The sequence below is a fragment of the Castellaniella sp. genome (genome assembly GCF_049671645.1).
Lineage (GTDB): Bacteria > Pseudomonadota > Gammaproteobacteria > Burkholderiales > Burkholderiaceae_B > Castellaniella.
This window is the reverse complement of the sequence record NZ_JBATVG010000026.1, coordinates 22426-38266: the sequence shown is the minus strand read 5'-3', so window position 1 is coordinate 38266 and position 15841 is coordinate 22426. Positions and strand designations below refer to the sequence as shown.

The following is a 15841-nucleotide window of genomic DNA, read 5'->3' as shown; positions in this document are numbered from 1 at the left end:
TCCTGCGGCTCAGGCGTAGGCCTGAAGTTCCGGATTGATGGGGGTGCGGGCCAGGTTGTTGGCGTAATTGCACAAGGTGGCCAGGCTGACGCCCAGCACCACGTCCAGCGCTTGCGCGTCGGTGTATCCGGCGGCCCGCAAGTCGGCCAGGGCCTGGTCGTCGACCTGGCCGCGATGTTCCAGCACTTGCAGGGTGAACTGGGCCAGGGCGTTCAGTTTGGGGTCGGACAGCGCCTGGGTGCCGCGCAGGGCGTCGATGAACTCCTGGGGCAGTTGCAGTTTCTTGGCGGCGATCTTGGTGTGGCCGGCGACGCAGAATCCGCAGCCGTTGTAGGTGGCGGCGGTGATCTGGACGATTTCCCGTTCGGTGGGTGTCAGGCTGTTGCGGCCGTTGATGGCGCCGACGACCTGGTAGGTTTCCAGCGCGGTGGGGGCGTTGGCCAGGACGCCCAGCAGGTTGGGCAGGAAGCCGCTGGCTTTCTCCGCGGCGCGCAGGCGTTCCTGGGCGTCGGTGGGGGCGGATTCGATGGACTGGATGGGGAGACGGCTCATGGTGACTGAAGTGAACGAGGTTTAGACCTGTTCATTCTATGGAGCCGGGTTCTAATAGCGAACGACTATAAGAATATTAAATTATTCAGATTTGGAATATAGAGGTTTTTTTGGGGGGGCTTCGTTGGGTTCTTCTGGGGGAGCTCGTCGCCGTGGCGAGGGGGCTGCGGGGGCCGGTCGCGATTTGGCGGCTTTGCCGGATGTGGACGAGTAAGCTCCAACAGCCCCCGCAGCCCCCTCGTCATGGCGATTGACGAGGATTGGGGCAATGCCGGGCCGAGGTGATGCGGCGGGCCTGGTGTTTGGTTGTCGAGGGTTTATGCGGGGCGTGGGTGTCGGCTTGATGCGGGTACTTTCGCGGGAAGCCTCGGGGAGGGAGCTGATGGCTGCGCCAGCTTCACGGACTGTCATGTCCTTGAAGCTGGCAGAGTGTTTACAGCGCCTCGATTTCCGTCTGGATGTCCAGCCATTCCTCTTCGGCGGCCTGCAGGGTCTTGCTGAGTTCACCGTGTTCGGCCAGCAGGGCGGGGCGCTCGTCCTTGTGCGCGTCCGTGTAGAAAGCCGGATCGGCGATCAGGGCGTCCAGTTCCGCCAACCGGGTCTGGGCGCGGGTCATGGCATCCTCGACTTTTTTCAGGCGGGTTTCCAGCGGCTTGCGCAGGGTGGCCAGTTGTTGGCGGGCCTGGGCTTCTTCGCGGCGCTGGGCCTTGCGATCGGGCGTGGGCGCGGCGGCTGCGCGTGCGGCCTGGTTCTGCTGGGTCTGGCGCTGCTGCAGCCAGTCGCGATAGTCTTCCAGGTCGCCGTCGAAGGGCTGGATGCCGCCGTCGGCCACGACCCAGAATGTATCGACGGTGGTGCGCAGCAGGTGCCGGTCGTGCGAGACCAGCAGCACGCTGCCGGGGAATTCGGCCAGGGCGCGGGCCAGGGCTTCGCGGGTGTCTACGTCCAGGTGGTTGCTGGGTTCGTCCAGCAGCAGCAGGTTGGGCTTGCGCCAGACGATCAGGGCCAGGGCCAGGCGCGCTTTTTCGCCTCCGGAAAAGGGCGCGACGGGCTGGGTGACCATGTCGCCGCCAAAGCCGAAGCGGCCCAGCATGTTGCGCAGTTCCTGTTCGCGGGTATCGGGGGCGATGCGGGCGAAGTGCTGCAGGGGGCTGGATTCAGGGTCCAGCACGTCCAGTTGTTGCTGGGCGAAATAACCGATTTCCAGGCCTTTGGCGGGTTGGACTTCGCCCGCTAGCGGGGTCAGTTCCTGGGCCAGGGTCTTGACCAGGGTACTTTTCCCCGCGCCGTTCACGCCCAGGATGCCGATGCGGCTGCCGCCGCGCACCATCAGGCTGACGTCCTTCAGAATGGTGCGCGGTTCGCCGCCTGCCAGGCTGGGGTAGCCCAGGGTGGCGTCTTCCAGGCGCAGCAGCACGTCCGGAGTCTGGACGGGGTCGGGCAGGCGGATGTCGATGCCGGATTCCACGGCCAGGGGGGCCAGGGTCTGCATGCGGGACAGGGCCTTGACCCGGCTTTGCGCCTGCTTGGCCTTGCTGGCTTTGGCTTTGAAACGGTCGATGAAGGACTGCAAGTGGGCAGTTTCGCGCGCCTGTTTCTGGCGGGCCAGTTGGTTCTGGCGCAGGCGCTCGGCGCGCTGTTCCAGGAAGTCCTCGTAACCGCCCTTGTAGCGGATCAGCTTGCCGTGTTCGAAATGCAGGATGGTGCGGGCGACCGCATCCAGGAATTCCGTATCGTGGGAAATCAGCAGGACGGTGCCCGGATAGCTGCCCAGCCAGCGTTCCAGCCACAGCATGGCGTCCAGGTCCAGGTGGTTGGTGGGCTCGTCCAGCAGCAGCAGGTCGGAGGGCGCCATCAGGGCGCGGGCCAGGGCGATGCGCATCTGCCAGCCGCCCGAAAAGCTGGCGACCGGCCGTGTCCATTCGTCGGGGGCGAAGCCCAGGCCGGCCAGCAGTTGCTCGGCGCGGGACGGGGCGCTCCAGGCTTCGGCCTCGACCAGCGCGGATTCCAGTTCGGCGATCTGCTGGCCCTGGTCGGGACCCAGGGCGGCTCGTTGTGCCTGCAAGTCGCGCAGGTGGCGGTCGCCGTCGATGACGAATTCGCGGGCGGCTCGGCCCGTGTCGTGCAGGATCTGCTCGACGCTGGCCAGCCGCCAGGCGGCGGGCATGTCCAGCGACCCGGCGTCCGGGTCGATCTGGCCCTGCAGCAGGGCGAACAGCGATGATTTTCCGGCGCCGTTCTTGCCGACGAAGCCCACGCGCTCGCCCGGATGCACGACGAACTCGGCGTCTTCCAGCAGGACCTTGACACCGCGCCGCAGGGTCAGGCCGGTGGCGCGGATCACGCTGCCAGCTGCGCGCGGCGCAGCAGCAGGATCTGGTCGCTGGCGGTTTCGGTGCTCAGCCAGATGGGATCCAGATCCGGAAACGCCGTCTGGAAGTGCGCCTGTTCGTGGCCGATTTCGAGCACCAGCAGGCCGTCTTGAGTCAGGTGCCCGGGAGCCTTGTCCAGGATGCGGCGCACCAGGTCCATACCGTCCGCGCCGCCGGCCAGAGCCATGCGCGGCTCGTGCCGGTATTCGGGCGGCAGCGCCGTCATGGCCTGGCTGTTGACATAGGGCGGGTTGCAGACGATCAGATCGTAGCGGCGTTCGGCGGGAATCTGCGCGAACAGGTCGCTGCGTATCGCCTGCACGCGGCCCTGCAGTTCGTGCAGGGCGATGTTGGACTGAGTGACCGCCAGCGCGTCGGGCGACAGGTCGACGGCGTCGACCTGGGCGGAATCGAAGGCCAGGGCCGCCAGGATCGCCAGGCAGCCCGAGCCCGTGCAGAGGTCCAGCACCTGCGTCACCGCGTCGGGGTCCTCGATCCAGGGGGTCAGTTGTTCGGCCAGCAATTCGGCGATCGGCGAGCGGGGCACGATGACGCGTTCATCCACCAGAAACCGTTCGCCCTGCAGCCAGGCCTCGCCCGTCAGGTAGGCGGCGGGTTTACGGGAGGTGACGCGTTCGTGGATCAGATCGACGCAGCGCAGGCGTTCGCGTTCCAGCAGGCGGGCATCCAGAAAAGGTTCCAGCGTGTCCAGCGGCAGGTGCAGGGCGTGCAGCAGCAGATAGACGGCTTCGTCCCAGGCATTGTCGCTGCCGTGGCCGAAGACCAGGTTGGCGCCGCGAAAGCGGGTCACGGCCCAGCGCAGCAGGTCGCGCAGGGTCAGCAGTTCGGTGTGGGGAGAGGCCATGGTGGAAAAGTGCGTTCCGGTGGAGCAGGGGGCGTGCCGGCGTGGCGCGGATCAGCTGCGTTCCGTATCGGGCAGCAGCGTTTCCAGAACCCTGCGGTAAATGTTCTTCAAGGGGACCAGATTGTCCAGGGGCAGGCACTCGCCCACCTGATGGATGGTCCGGTTCAGCGGGCCGAATTCGACGACCTGCGGGCACAGGCGGGCGATGAAACGGCCATCGGACGTGCCGCCGGTGGTCGAGAGCTCCGCCCGCGCGCCGGTTTCATCCGAGATGGCCGATTGTAGCGCAGCGCACAGCGGACCTTGGGGTGTCAGGAAGGGCAGTCCGCTGACTGTCCAGTCGATGGCGTAGTCCAGCTTGTGGCGGTCCAGAATGGCAGCCACCCGGGCCTGCAGGCCGTCAGGCGTGCTGGCCGTCGAAAAGCGGAAATTGCAGTCGATGATGGCGGTGCCGGGGATGACGTTGCCCGCGCCTGTGCCCGCGTGCAGGTTCGACACCTGGAACGTCGTGGGCGGAAAGTATTCATTGCCCTCGTCCCAGCCGGTCGCGGTCAGTTCCGTCAGGGCCGGAGCCAGTTCGTGAATAGGGTTGCGGGCCAGGTGCGGATAGGCGACGTGCCCCTGGATGCCGCGCACCGTGATGCGGGCCGACATCGAGCCCCGGCGACCGTTCTTGATCGTGTCGCCCAGACGCTCAGCCGACGTGGGCTCTCCGACGATGCAGTAATCCGGGTTTTCGCCGCGCGATTCCAGCACGCGGCAGACGTGCACCGTGCCGTCGGTGGCCGGGCCTTCCTCGTCCGAGGTCAGCAGCAGGGCGATGGAGCCGGCATGCCGCGGGTGAGCGGCGATGAACTCTTCGGCGGCCACGACGAAGGCCGCCACCGATGTTTTCATGTCGGCGGCGCCCCGGCCCACCAGCATGCCGTCGGTCTCGGTCGGCTCGAACGGCGGGCTGGGCCAGGCGGATTCCGGGCCGGGCGGCACCACATCGGTGTGGCCGGCAAAAACCAGAAAAGGCCCCGATGCGCCGCGCCGGGCCCACAGGTTGCTGACGCCGCCGCTGGGCAGCGACTCGCAGACGAACCCCAAGGGGCGCAGCCGCCCGGCGATCAGGTCCTGGCAGCCGGCGTCGTCCGGCGTGACCGAGGGGCGGGCGATCAAGGCATGGGTCAGCGTGCGGACGTCGGCATCGGCCATGGCTCAGGCTCGCAGCAGGTCGTTGATGCTGGTCTTGGCGCGGGTCCGGGCATCGACGCGTTTGACGATCACCGCGCAGGCCAGGCTATGGCTGCCGTCGGCGGAGGGCAGGGAGCCCGGCACCACGACGGAGCCGGACGGCACCCGGCCGTAGTAGACTTCGCCCGTCGCGCGATCATAGATCTTCGTGCTTTGCGAGAGGAAGACACCCATGGCCAGGACTGAATTTTCCTCGATGACCACGCCTTCGACGATTTCGGAGCGGGCGCCGATGAAGCAGTTGTCCTCGATGATGGTGGGACCCGCCTGCAGGGGTTCCAGCACGCCGCCGATGCCCACGCCGCCCGACAGGTGCACGTGGCGGCCGATCTGGGCGCATGAGCCCACCGTGGCCCAGGTGTCCACCATGGTGCCTTCGCCGACGTGGGCGCCGATGTTCACGTAGGACGGCATCAGGACGACGTCGGGGCCGATGTAGGCGCCGCGCCGCACCGTGGCCGTGGGGACGACCCGGAATCCCGCCTGCTGGAAGTCAGCCGGCGAATAGTCCTGGAACTTCAGGGGCACCTTGTCGTAATACAGTTGGGGAGACTGGCCCATCACCTGGTTGTCCGACAGCCGGAAGGACAGCAGCACGGCTTTCTTGATCCATTGGTGGACCTGCCATTGGCCGTCGATCTTTTCCGCGACGCGCAAGGACCCGTCGTCCAGTCCCGCCAGCGTCTGCCCGATGGCCTGGTTCAGGTCGGCCGGCGATTGGCCGGGGCGCAAGGATGCCCGGTCTTCCCAGGCGGATTCGATGAGGTTCTGGTGGGCAGTGTGCATGATGGAGGGGCGGGTTCCGGATCGCGTGGAAAAGTCGAACCGATGATTTTATCAGCGTGTCCGCCGCGCGTCGGTCGCGCGTTCAATCGCCTGTCAGCCGGCATCCAGCCCCATCTGCCAGAAGTCGATTTCCAGGCGGGTGGCATCGTGGAAGAGGCGGGCCAGGTCATCCAGCCGGCGCGCGGATTGCTCCGCCAGGCGGCTGTCGAGCCATCGGCGTTCCCGGTTCGCGGCCGCCTGGAATTCGTCGCTGGCATACATGTTCAGCCAGGAAGCATAGGGGTTCTCCGGCCCTCGGACCGTGAAGGGCTGATCGCTCAGCCACAGGGCGATGTCCGCGTAGCCGATCAGGCAGGGCGCCAGCGCCACGTGCAGATCCAGGAGATCGCCGCGCAGGCCGGCGTCCAGCACATAACGGGTGTAGGCCATGGTCTGGGTGGCCTCGGGCAATTGCGTCAATTCCGTTTCGCCGATGCCCCATTGCCCGCAGTAGTCCACGTGCAGTTGCATTTCCAGATCGACGATGGCCTTCAGGCTCTCGCAGCCCTGGCGCAGTTCGCCGATGTCGCGGCTCTTGTAGACCGCCAGGCCCCAGGCGCGGGCGAAGTGGATCAGGAACAGGTAGTCCTGCTTCAGGTAGTGGCGGAACGCCTCGGCCGGCAAGGTTCCCGCTCCGAGCTGGCGCACGAACTCGTGCTGGCAATAAGCCCGCCAGCTGGCTTCGTGGCGCTGGATCAGGGTGTCGAGCGAGAAAGGGGCGTCGGTGTGTTGTGTCATGGCGTCAATTCAATGTCGGGGGTTGGGCGGCAGCAGTACACTAACGCATCCTGGACCGGCCTGCATTTTCCGCACGACGGTTTCGTTGCGAATCCCGCGGCTTCTTTGGCGCGGGCGCGGATTCAAAGGCCATTTTCACCATGACTTCGGCGACGTTCTCGCTCTTTCTGCTGACCTTTTTCCTGGTGTCGCTGACGCCGGGCATGTGCATGATGCTCTCGCTCAGTCTGGGAATGACCGTCGGCGTGCGGCGCACCGCCTGGATGTGGGTAGGTGAGCTGGTCGGCGTGGGTACCGTGGCGGCGGCGTCCGTGCTGGGCGTGGCCACGGTGCTGCTGCAGTATCCGCCGCTCTTCACCGCTTTCAAATTGGGCGGTGGCGCCTATCTGGTGTGGCTGGGCATCGAGATGTGGCGGTCCAGGGGGTCCCTGGCCATTCCTGAAGTCGCCGATGGGACCCGCGCGCCGCGCCGCCTGCAACTGGCCACGCAAGGGCTGGTGACGGCCATCGCCAACCCCAAGGGCTGGGCGTTTTTCATCGCCTTGTTGCCGCCCTTCCTGAATTTCAACCAGCCGATGGCCCCGCAACTGAGCCTGCTGCTGGCCATCATCCTGAGCATGGAACTGTGCTGCCTGATTCTATATGCCACGGGCGGTTCGGTCGCCCGTGCCTTGCTGGCCCGCCGCTCCAACGTGCAGTTGATGAACCGCGTCTCCGGTGTCCTGATCGCCGGCATCGGCGTCTGGCTGATGCTGGACTAGGGGCCAGGCGCGGCCGCCGGCCCCGTCAGGCGGAATGTTGCTGATGCAGGTCGCGTAGCGCCTTGCGAATCACCTTGCCCGTGGTGGTCATGGGCAGCGTGTCCATGAATTCGATCAGGCGCGGGTATTCATGGGCGGCGGCGCGCCGCCGGACGTGATCCTGGATTTCAGCGATCAGCGCGGCGCTGGGCTGAAAGCCTTCTTTCAACACGATGCAGGCCTTGACGACTTCGGTGCGTTCGGGGTCCGGCACCCCGATGACGGCGGCCATGCGCACGGCCGGGTGGCTGAGCAGGCAGTCTTCGATCGGCCCCGGGCCGATGCGGTAGCCCGCGCTGGTGATGACGTCGTCGCCCCGTCCCTTGAACCAGAGATAGCCGTCCGCGTCGCGCATGCCACGGTCCCCCGTGACCAGGAATTCGCCGATGAAAGCGTCGGCGGTGGCGCGCGGGTTGGCCCAGTATTGCAGGAACATGACGGGGTCGGGACGGTGCACGGCGATATGGCCTTCCGTGCCGTCGGGCACGATGCGGCCGCTTTCGTCGATGATCTGGACGTCATGGCCGGGCACGGGCCGGCCCATGGCCCCTGCGCGGGGTTCGAACAGGGCCGCACATGAGGACACGATCATGTTGCATTCGGTCTGCCCGTAGAATTCGTTGATCGTGACCCCCAGGGTCTTGCGTCCCCAGGCGATCAGTTCTGCGCCCAGGGTTTCGCCGCCGCTGGCGACCGAAACCAGCCGCAAGGCACCGTACCGTTCCGGCGCATCCAGCGTGCGCAGCATCTTGAGGGCGGTGGGCGGCAGGAAGGTATGGCTGACCTGATGTCGTGCCATCAGCCGCCAGGCCTGTTCGGCGTCGAATTTGCCGAAGCGGTGCGCCAGGACGGCGACGCCGTGGTGCCATGAGGGCATCAGCACGTCCATCAGGCCGCCGATCCAGGCCCAGTCGGCCGGTGTCCACATCAGGCGGGCATGGTCGGGGAAGAAATTGTGCGAGATCTCGACCCCGGGCAGATGGCCCAGCAGCATGCGATGGGCATGCAGAGCGCCCTTGGGCTTGCCGGTCGTGCCCGAGGTGTAGATGATGACCGCGGGGTCGTCGGCCAGGGTGTCGTGCGGCGTCAGGATCCTGCCTTTCTGGGACTCGATGGCGCCCCAGAAGGCGTCCTCGTCGTGCCGTCCGGCGTCGATGTTCAGGACGCAGCCCAGGTCCGGCAGCGCGTCCCGGATAGCCGCGATCTTGCCCATGCCTTCCGTGTGGGTGACCAGCGCCCGCGCGCCGGAATTGCCCAGCCGGTATTGCAGGGCGTCGGTGCCGAACAGCGTGAACAGGGGCACGGCGATGGCCCCGAGCTTGTAGACGGCCAGGTGGGACAGGGCGGTTTCCAGCGACTGGGGCAGCAGGATGCCGACCCGGTCGCCGGGGCCCACGCCCCGGGCCCGCAGGGCCAGGGCCAGTTCGTCGGACCAGCGCTTCAACTGGTCGAAGGTGTATTGATCGGGCGGCGAGTCGCCGCGGTCCACAATCAGGGCGAGACGACCGCTGCCGTCGGCCCATCGGTCACAGACGTCCGTGCCGATGTTGTAGTGCTCCGGGATGACCCAGGAAAAATCCTGGCGGGTCCGGGCATAGTCGTCTCGCGCCTGAAGCATGTCGGTCTCCGTTCAGCCTTTCAGAAGGGCGCAGGTCGACTCGGATTCCGGTCCGTAGACGGATTCGGCGGGCAGCGTACGCACGATGTTGTAATAGTCCCAGGGGGCCTTGGATTGCTCGGGCTTTTTCACCTGGGCCAGATACATATCGTGCATCATCAGGCCATCTTTGCGCACGTAGCCGTTCTTGACGAACATGTCGTTGATCTTGTGGGACTTCAGGTATTGCATGATGGCGTCGCCGTCATCCGTTCCGGTGGCTTTGACGGCTTCCAGGTAGTTCTTGGCCACCGAGTAATCGCCTGCCTGCAGGAACGAAGGCGCGCGCTTGTGCTGGTCGAAGAACCGTTTTGCCCAGGCGCGCGAATCGTCGGACTGATTCCAGTACCAGGGCGTGGTCAGGTACAGCCCGGCGGTGTTTTCCAGCCCCAGGGCATGGATGTCGTTGATGAACACCAGCAGGCCAGCCAGTTTCATGGTCTTGGTGATGCCGAATTCCTTGGCGGCCTTGGCGGAATTGATGAAGTCCCCGCCCGCGTTGGCCAGGCCCAGCACCTGGGCGCCCGAGCTTTGGGCCTGCAGCAGGAAGGACGAAAAATCGGATGTGGCGATCGGGGCGCGCACAGCGCCCAGGACCTTGCCGCCGTCCTTTTTCACGACTTTCGCGGTGTCTTGCTCCAGGGAATGGCCGAAGGCGTAGTCGGCCGTCAGGAAGAACCATGTCTTGCCGCCCTCGCGCACCACCGCGGAACCCGTGCCGTTGGCCAGCGCCACCGTGTTGTAGGCATAGTGGACGGTGTAGGGGGTGCACTGCGCGTTGGTCAGGGCCGAAGACCCGGGGCCGACAGCCAGGAAGGGCTTTTTCTTCTCGGCGGCCACGGCGGCCATGGCCAGCGCCGTGGCGGAATTGGTGCCGCCCACCAGCATGTCCAGGTGCTGGGTGTCGAACCATTCCCGGGCGCGGGCCGAGGCGATGTCGGCCTTGTTCTGGTGATCGGCGGTCAGCAGTTCGATCTTTTTGCCGTTGATCTCGCCCCCCATGTCGGCGATGGCCATGCGAATGGCATCGGCCCCCGCCTGCCCATCGATGTCAGCGTATACGCCGGACATGTCGGCGATGAAGCCGATGCGGATGACGTCATCCGAAATGCCGGCGGCGTGGGAAGGCAGGCTGGCGCCAAGGCCGAACACGGCCAGCGCGGCCGCCAAAGCGGTCTTTTTCATAGGTTTGTCTCCTGGATTTATGTTTTTTCCGCTTGCGCGGTGCGGATCACAATACCAGAGGCGCTGCCGCGCTGTCGAGGATTCGGGAGACTTGGCGCACAATGGGCGCATGAATCGACGAGGACGGATGGAAGCGATGGATGCACCCTTGAGCGCCGCCGATCTGGCGGACCTGCGCGTGGCCCGCCGGTTGCTGGAAAACCCGGGCCTGGCTGCCCGCATGACCAGCCTGGTCGGCGCCCCCATCGAGAAGGGCCTGGATATGTTGCCGGTCGGCTGGCAGGCCCGGGTTGCCGGCATCACCCGGCATGCGCTGAGCAAGGCCGCCGATGCGGCGATCTTCACCCTGGGCGACGCCCCCGGCGCGGGCAGCGCCGATCGCTGGCACAAGTGGGGGGCGGCGCTGAGCGGCGGCGTGGGCGGCTTTTTCGGTCTTGCCGGCCTGGCGGTGGAACTGCCTGTGTCCACGACGCTGATGATGCGCTCCATCGCGGCCATCGCCCGCAGCGAGGGCGAATCGCTGCGGGACCCCGATACGGGCAGGGCATGCCTGGAGGTCTTTGCGCTGGGCGGCAAGGCCGAGACCGACAACGCCGCCGAGAGTGGTTACTATGCCGTGCGCGTGGCGCTCGCCCAGGCGGTCGGCCAAGCCGTGGATTACCTGGGCGCCAAGGTGGCGGTGGACAAGGCCTCCACCCCCGCGATGGCGCGCCTGATCGCCGCCATCGCGGACCGCTTCGGCATCCAGGTCACCGAGAAAATCGCTGCCCAGGCCGTCCCCGCGCTGGGGGCTGCCGGCGGCGCCCTGGTCAATACCCTGTTCATCAATCACTTCCAGGATATGGCGCGCGGCCACTTCACCGTGCGCCGGCTGGAACGCCAATATGGGACGGAAGCCGTGCGCGCGGCCTATTTGGCGCTGGGGAACGCGTGAAGCGCCGGCGAACGGCCCTGGACTGCCTTCAACCATTCCCCCAGCCGCCGCCGATGGCTCGGATCAGTTGCACGGCGGCATGCGCGCGCAGGCCGTCCAGCTCCACGACGGTGCGTTTGTACTGCAGCACGTTGCGGTCGGCGTCGATGACTTCCAGGTAGCTGACCGATCCGGCTTCGTATTGGGTCTTGGACAGTTCGGCCGCGCGGGCGGCGGACGCCACGGCGGATTCCTGCACCTCGGTTTGCTCGCCCAGCAGGCGCAGGGCGGACAGACCATCCTCGACTTCTCCGAAGGCCTTGAGCACGCTTTGCCGGTACAGGGCCACGTCTTCTTCGTAGCGGGCGCGGGCGCGGTCCACGCCGGCCTGGCGGCGGCCGCCGTCGAAGATCGGCAGCGAGAGCGCCGTGCCCACCAGCGGGCCCAGCAGGAAGCTGCGGCTCGACCAGCGCAGCAGCTCGTCCAGTTCGGACGATTCGAATCCGAAGGCGCCGGTCAGGGTCAGTTGCGGGAACAGGGCGGCCTTCGCGGCGCCGACCCGGGCGTTGGCGGCCGCCAGCGCCCGTTCCGCGGCGGCGATGTCGGGGCGTCTTTCCAACAGGGACGAAGGCAGTCCGGCCGGGATGGCGACCGGGATCCTGGCCAGGGCTTGGCGCGGCAGGGAAAAATCGGCGGGTGGCCGTCCGAGCAGTACCGCCAGTCCGTGCTCGGCGGCGGCGCGTTGCCGCTCGACGCCCAGCGCCTGGGCGCGCGCCGTCGCCAGTTCGGAGCGGGCCCGCGCGACATCGAGTTCGCTGATGTCGCCTTCGCGGTAGCGGGTCTCGACCAGATCCAGGCTCATGCGTCGCAGGGCAATCGTGTTGTCGTAGAGCAGGGCTTCACCATCCAGTTGCCGGATCAGGAAATAGGATTGCGCGACGTCGGCCTGCAGCGCCAGCAGCACGGACTGGTACAGGGCCTGGGCCCGCTGAGCGTCGGCGCTGGCGGCATCGACTTCCGAGGCGACGCGGCCAAAGAGATCGACTTCATAGGACAAGCCGGTCTGCGCGCGCCAGAGCGTGGCGGTTTCGCCTGCGGCGGCGGAGTCTCCGACCGATTCGGAGGTGCGCTGGCGGCTCGCGCCCACGCCGGCCGTCAGTTCCGGGAACTGTCCGGCGCGCGTGCCCTGCCGCAGCGCGCGCGCCTGCTTCACACGTGCGGCGGCGGCCTGCAGGTCCTGGTTCGCCTGCATGGCTTGCGTTTGCAGGGCGTCCAGCGCGGGGTCCTTGAAGATGGCCCACCAGCGTCCCCGCGCCAGGTCGTCGGCCGGCTGGGCCTGCTTCCAGCGCTGCTGGTCGGCGGCGCTCAGGCTGGCTTCCTTGAAGGCTGCGGGCACTTCGACGGCGGGCCGTTCGTACTTCGGGCCGACGGCGCATCCTGCAAGCAGGGCCAGCAGGCCCGCCGTGGCGGCGAAAGAGATGCGTTTGATCATGATTGGGTTTCCACTGTGGGGGTCGCGGCGGGGGCGGGCAGGTCCGGGTGCGCGGGGTCGGCGCGCCGGGCCGGGAACCGGGCGGCGAGGGCGCGCAGCAGCACGTAGAACACCGGGGTCAGGTATAGGCCGAACACAGTGACGCCCAGCATGCCGAAGAAGACGGCGATGCCCATTGCGTGGCGCATTTCCGCGCCCGCGCCCGTGGACAGCACCAGCGGCACGATCCCCATGATGAAGGCGATGGAGGTCATCAGGATGGGGCGCAGGCGCAGGCGGCTGGCTTCCCGGGCGGCCTGCGCGGCGGACATGCCCTGCGCTTCCAGTTCGCGCGCGAATTCGACGATCAGGATGGCGTTCTTGCAGGCCAGGCCGACCAGCACCATGAGTCCGATCTGGGTGAAGATGTTGTTGTCGCCCTGGGTCAGCCAGACGCCGGTCAGGGCGGCAAGCGCGCTCATGGGTACGATCAGGATGACCGCCAGCGGCAGGGTCAGGCTTTCGTACAGGGCGGCCAGCACCAGGAAGACCAGCAGGACGCTGATGGGAAACACCCAGATTCCGGCATTGCCGGCCAGGATCTGCTGGTAGGTCAGGTCGGTCCATTCGAACTTGATGCCTCTGGGCAGCGTCGCCGCCGCGATGCGCTCGGCGCTGGCCTGAGCCTCGCCGGACGAATAGCCGGGCGCAGGACCGCTGTTGATGTCGGCGGCCGTGTATCCGTTGTAGCGCACGACCATCTCCGGCCCGTACGTCGGCGTCAGCGACACCAGGGAACCCAGCGGCACCATGGCGCCCGAATCGCTGCGCGTCTTCAAGCGGAGAATGTCCTCGGGGCTGGAGCGGAAAGGCGCATCGGCCTGGGCCTTGACCTGGTAGACGCGTCCGAAACGGTTGAAGTCGTTGACGTAGAGCGAGCCCAGGTAGATCTGCATGGTGTCGAACACGTTCGTGACGGGGACGCCCAGCTGCTTGGCCTTGACCCGGTCGAGATCCACGTCCAGCTGCGGCACATTGATCTGGTAGCTGGAAAATGCCGGTCCCAGTTCGGGTGTTTGCGCGGCCTTGGCCAGGAAGGCCTGGACCGCGTCGTTCAGTCGGTCATAGCCCAGTCCTGCCGTATCCTCGATCTGCAGCTTGAATCCGCCGACCGTCCCCAGGCCCATCACCGGCGGCGGGGGAAAGACTGCGGTGAAGGCTTCCTTGATGCCGGAAAACTTCTGGCTCAGCGCGGCAGTGATGGCCTGGGCGGACGTCGCCGCGTCCCGGCGCTGGTCGAAATCGTCGAGCGCCATGAAGACCACGGCCGCGCTCGAACTGTTGGTGAAGCCGTTGATCGACAGGCCCGGGAAAGCGATGACGTTCTTGACGCCCGGCTGGGCCATCGCGATGTCGCTCATGCGCCGGACCACGGCATCCGTGCGCTCCAGCGATGCGCCGCTGGGCAGTTGTGCGAAGCTGACCAGGTACTGCTTGTCCTGTCCGGGCACGAAACCGCCCGGAACGATATAGGCGACCCCCGCCGTCAGCGCGAGCAGCACCAGATAGACGCCCAGGGTCGCGCCCTTGCGCCGCACCACGGCGCCCACGCCATGCGCGTAGCCGTCGGAGGCCCGCCCGAATGCGCGGTTGAAGACGCGGAAGAAGCCGCCCAGGACGCGGTCCATGCCCCGGGTGAGCGCGTCGGGTCTGGCTCCATGGGGTTTCAGCAGCAGCGCCGCCAGCGCCGGCGACAGTGTCAGCGAATTGAACGCCGAGATGACTGTCGAGATGGCGATCGTCATGGCGAACTGCTTGAAGAACTGTCCGCTCAGCCCTGTCATGAACGCCAGCGGCACGAACACGGCGACCAGCGTCAGGGCGATGGCGATGATCGGCCCGCTCACTTCGCGCATGGCGCGGTAGGTGGCGTCGCGGGGACTGAGGCCGGCTTCGATGTTGCGCTCGACGTTCTCGACGACCACGATGGCGTCGTCCACGACGATCCCGATCGCCAGCACCAGGCCGAACAGGGACAGCGCATTGATGGTGTAGCCGAAGGCCAGCATCAGGGAGAAGGTGCCGATGATCGAAATCGGCACCGCAAGCAGCGGGATGATGGACGCGCGCCAGGTCTGCAGAAAGACGATGACGACGAGCACGACCAGGGCGATGGCCTCGAGCAGCGTCGATATCACCGCCTCGATGCTGGATCGCACGAACTGCGTGGGGTCGTAGACGATGCGGCTTTCGAGCGAGGCCGGGAAATCGGCCGACAGTTCCCGCATGGTTGCGCGCACCGCGTCGGAGATGGCCAGGGCGTTGGCGCCCGGGGCCGCCATGATCGCCATACCGACCGCCGGTTTGTTGTCCAACAGGGATCGCAGCGCATATTCGGATGCCGCGAGCTCGATGCGCGCCACATCGCGCAGCCGGATGACGCCGCCGTCCGGAGAGGACTTCAGGACGATGTCGCCGAATTCGTCCTCGGTCTTCAGGCGGCCTTGCGCATTGACCGAGAACTGCATCGCGACGTCGGGGCCGCTGGGCGCCGCGCCGATGACGCCCGCGGCCACCTGCACGTTCTGCTCCCGGATTGCGGCGACGGCGTCGCTGGCGGTCAGGCCGCGCTCGGCGAGCTTGGCCGGATTCAGCCAGACGCGCATCGCATAGTTGCCGGCGCCCCAGACCTGCACTTCGCCCACGCCGGGGATGCGCGCCAGCCTGTCCTTGACGTTGAGGACGGCGTAGTTGCGCAGGTAGGTCAGGTCATAGCGCTGGTCGGGCGAGATCAGGTGCACGACCATCGTCAGGGCGGGGGTGGCCTTGATCGTCGTCACGCCCAGGCGCTGGACGTCTTCGGGCAGGCGCGGCAGGGCTTGCGCGACCCGGTTCTGCACCAGTTGCTGGGCTTTGTCGGGGTCCATGCCCAGGTGGAAATTGACCGTCACCGCCAGGTTGCCGTCGCTGTTGGCCTGCGACTGCATGTACAGCATGTTCTCGACCCCGTTGATGGCCTCTTCGAGCGGCGCCGCCACCGTCTCGGCGATCACCTTGGGATTGGCTCCGGGGAACTGCGCCCGCACGACGACCGAGGGCGGCACGACTTCCGGGTATTCGGAAATCGGCAGGCGGAAGATGGCGAGCAGGCCGGCCAACAGGATCAGCACGGAGAGGACTGCCGCGAAGATCGGCCGATCGATGAAGAATCTGGAAATATTCAT

General features: G+C 66.8%; 12 protein-coding genes. 2 read left to right on the top strand and 10 right to left on the bottom strand.

Features of this window, described 5'->3' with window-relative positions; all coding sequences use genetic code 11:
• Positions 1–9: 9 nt before the first annotated feature.
• The 6 genes from WBG56_RS13995 to tenA form a co-directional block, all read right to left on the bottom strand.
• The gene (locus tag WBG56_RS13995) at positions 10–552 is read right to left on the bottom strand and encodes a carboxymuconolactone decarboxylase family protein (RefSeq protein ID WP_424269365.1); all 543 of its coding nucleotides are present in this window, start codon (positions 550–552) and stop codon (positions 10–12) included.
• Positions 553–985: 433 nt separating this feature from the next.
• Complete coding sequence (locus WBG56_RS13990) at positions 986–2896, bottom strand: ABC-F family ATP-binding cassette domain-containing protein (RefSeq protein WP_424269363.1); 1911 nt, start codon at positions 2894–2896, stop codon at positions 986–988.
• The gene (gene prmB / locus WBG56_RS13985; protein WP_424269361.1) at positions 2893–3789 is read right to left on the bottom strand and encodes a 50S ribosomal protein L3 N(5)-glutamine methyltransferase; all 897 of its coding nucleotides are present in this window, start codon (positions 3787–3789) and stop codon (positions 2893–2895) included. Before prmB ends, WBG56_RS13990 begins: the two co-directional genes overlap by 4 nt.
• Positions 3790–3840: 51 nt before the next feature.
• Positions 3841–4989: a succinyl-diaminopimelate desuccinylase gene (dapE, locus tag WBG56_RS13980; RefSeq protein ID WP_424269359.1), complete on the bottom strand. Its 1149-nt coding sequence runs from the start codon at positions 4987–4989 to the stop codon at positions 3841–3843.
• 3 nt (positions 4990–4992) lie between these two features.
• Entirely contained in the window at positions 4993–5814 is an 822-nt protein-coding gene (dapD, locus tag WBG56_RS13975; protein WP_424269357.1) for a 2,3,4,5-tetrahydropyridine-2,6-dicarboxylate N-succinyltransferase, read from the bottom strand.
• 93 nt (positions 5815–5907) lie between these two features.
• Positions 5908–6591, bottom strand: a complete 684-nt coding sequence (gene tenA / locus WBG56_RS13970; RefSeq protein ID WP_424269355.1) for a thiaminase II — start codon at positions 6589–6591, stop codon at positions 5908–5910.
• A 140-nt stretch (positions 6592–6731) separates the two neighbouring features.
• Here tenA and WBG56_RS13965 point away from each other — a divergent pair, with 140 nt between their 5' ends.
• Entirely contained in the window at positions 6732–7352 is a 621-nt protein-coding gene (locus WBG56_RS13965) for a LysE family translocator (protein WP_424269353.1), read from the top strand.
• Positions 7353–7377: 25 nt separating this feature from the next.
• Here the strand turns inward: WBG56_RS13965 and WBG56_RS13960 are convergent, their stop codons facing one another.
• Both WBG56_RS13960 and WBG56_RS13955 read right to left on the bottom strand, forming a co-directional pair.
• A complete protein-coding gene (locus WBG56_RS13960) occupies positions 7378–9009 on the bottom strand; it encodes an acyl-CoA synthetase (protein ID WP_424269351.1) in 1632 nt (543 codons plus the stop codon).
• Between the two features lie 12 nt (positions 9010–9021).
• Positions 9022–10233 (bottom strand): ABC transporter substrate-binding protein, encoded by a 1212-nt coding sequence (locus WBG56_RS13955; protein WP_424269349.1) that lies wholly within the window; start codon positions 10231–10233, stop codon positions 9022–9024.
• Positions 10234–10369: 136 nt separating this feature from the next.
• Between WBG56_RS13955 and WBG56_RS13950 the strand changes: the two genes are divergently transcribed.
• Positions 10370–11167: an EcsC family protein gene (locus tag WBG56_RS13950; protein ID WP_424269347.1), complete on the top strand. Its 798-nt coding sequence runs from the start codon at positions 10370–10372 to the stop codon at positions 11165–11167.
• A 28-nt stretch (positions 11168–11195) separates the two neighbouring features.
• Here the strand turns inward: WBG56_RS13950 and WBG56_RS13945 are convergent, their stop codons facing one another.
• Both WBG56_RS13945 and WBG56_RS13940 read right to left on the bottom strand, forming a co-directional pair.
• Positions 11196–12638: an efflux transporter outer membrane subunit gene (locus WBG56_RS13945; protein WP_424269345.1), complete on the bottom strand. Its 1443-nt coding sequence runs from the start codon at positions 12636–12638 to the stop codon at positions 11196–11198.
• Entirely contained in the window at positions 12635–15841 is a 3207-nt protein-coding gene (locus tag WBG56_RS13940; protein WP_424269343.1) for an efflux RND transporter permease subunit, read from the bottom strand. The genes WBG56_RS13945 and WBG56_RS13940 overlap by 4 nt, the downstream gene beginning before the upstream one ends.

Excerpts from the sequence above, each read along its gene's own strand:
- prmB (WP_424269361.1), bottom strand. The coding sequence starts at position 3,789 with ATGGCCTCTCCCCACACCGAACTGCTGACCCTGCGCGACCTGCTGCGC.
- WBG56_RS13965 (WP_424269353.1), top strand. The coding sequence starts at position 6,732 with ATGACTTCGGCGACGTTCTCGCTCTTTCTGCTGACCTTTTTCCTGGTG.
- tenA (WP_424269355.1), bottom strand. The coding sequence starts at position 6,591 with ATGACACAACACACCGACGCCCCTTTCTCGCTCGACACCCTGATCCAG.
- dapD (WP_424269357.1), bottom strand. The coding sequence starts at position 5,814 with ATGCACACTGCCCACCAGAACCTCATCGAATCCGCCTGGGAAGACCGG.
- WBG56_RS13995 (WP_424269365.1), bottom strand. The coding sequence starts at position 552 with ATGAGCCGTCTCCCCATCCAGTCCATCGAATCCGCCCCCACCGACGCC.
- WBG56_RS13960 (WP_424269351.1), bottom strand. The coding sequence starts at position 9,009 with ATGCTTCAGGCGCGAGACGACTATGCCCGGACCCGCCAGGATTTTTCC.
- WBG56_RS13950 (WP_424269347.1), top strand. The coding sequence starts at position 10,370 with ATGGATGCACCCTTGAGCGCCGCCGATCTGGCGGACCTGCGCGTGGCC.
- dapE (WP_424269359.1), bottom strand. The coding sequence starts at position 4,989 with ATGGCCGATGCCGACGTCCGCACGCTGACCCATGCCTTGATCGCCCGC.
- WBG56_RS13940 (WP_424269343.1), bottom strand. The coding sequence starts at position 15,841 with ATGAATATTTCCAGATTCTTCATCGATCGGCCGATCTTCGCGGCAGTC.
- WBG56_RS13945 (WP_424269345.1), bottom strand. The coding sequence starts at position 12,638 with ATGATCAAACGCATCTCTTTCGCCGCCACGGCGGGCCTGCTGGCCCTG.
- WBG56_RS13955 (WP_424269349.1), bottom strand. The coding sequence starts at position 10,233 with ATGAAAAAGACCGCTTTGGCGGCCGCGCTGGCCGTGTTCGGCCTTGGC.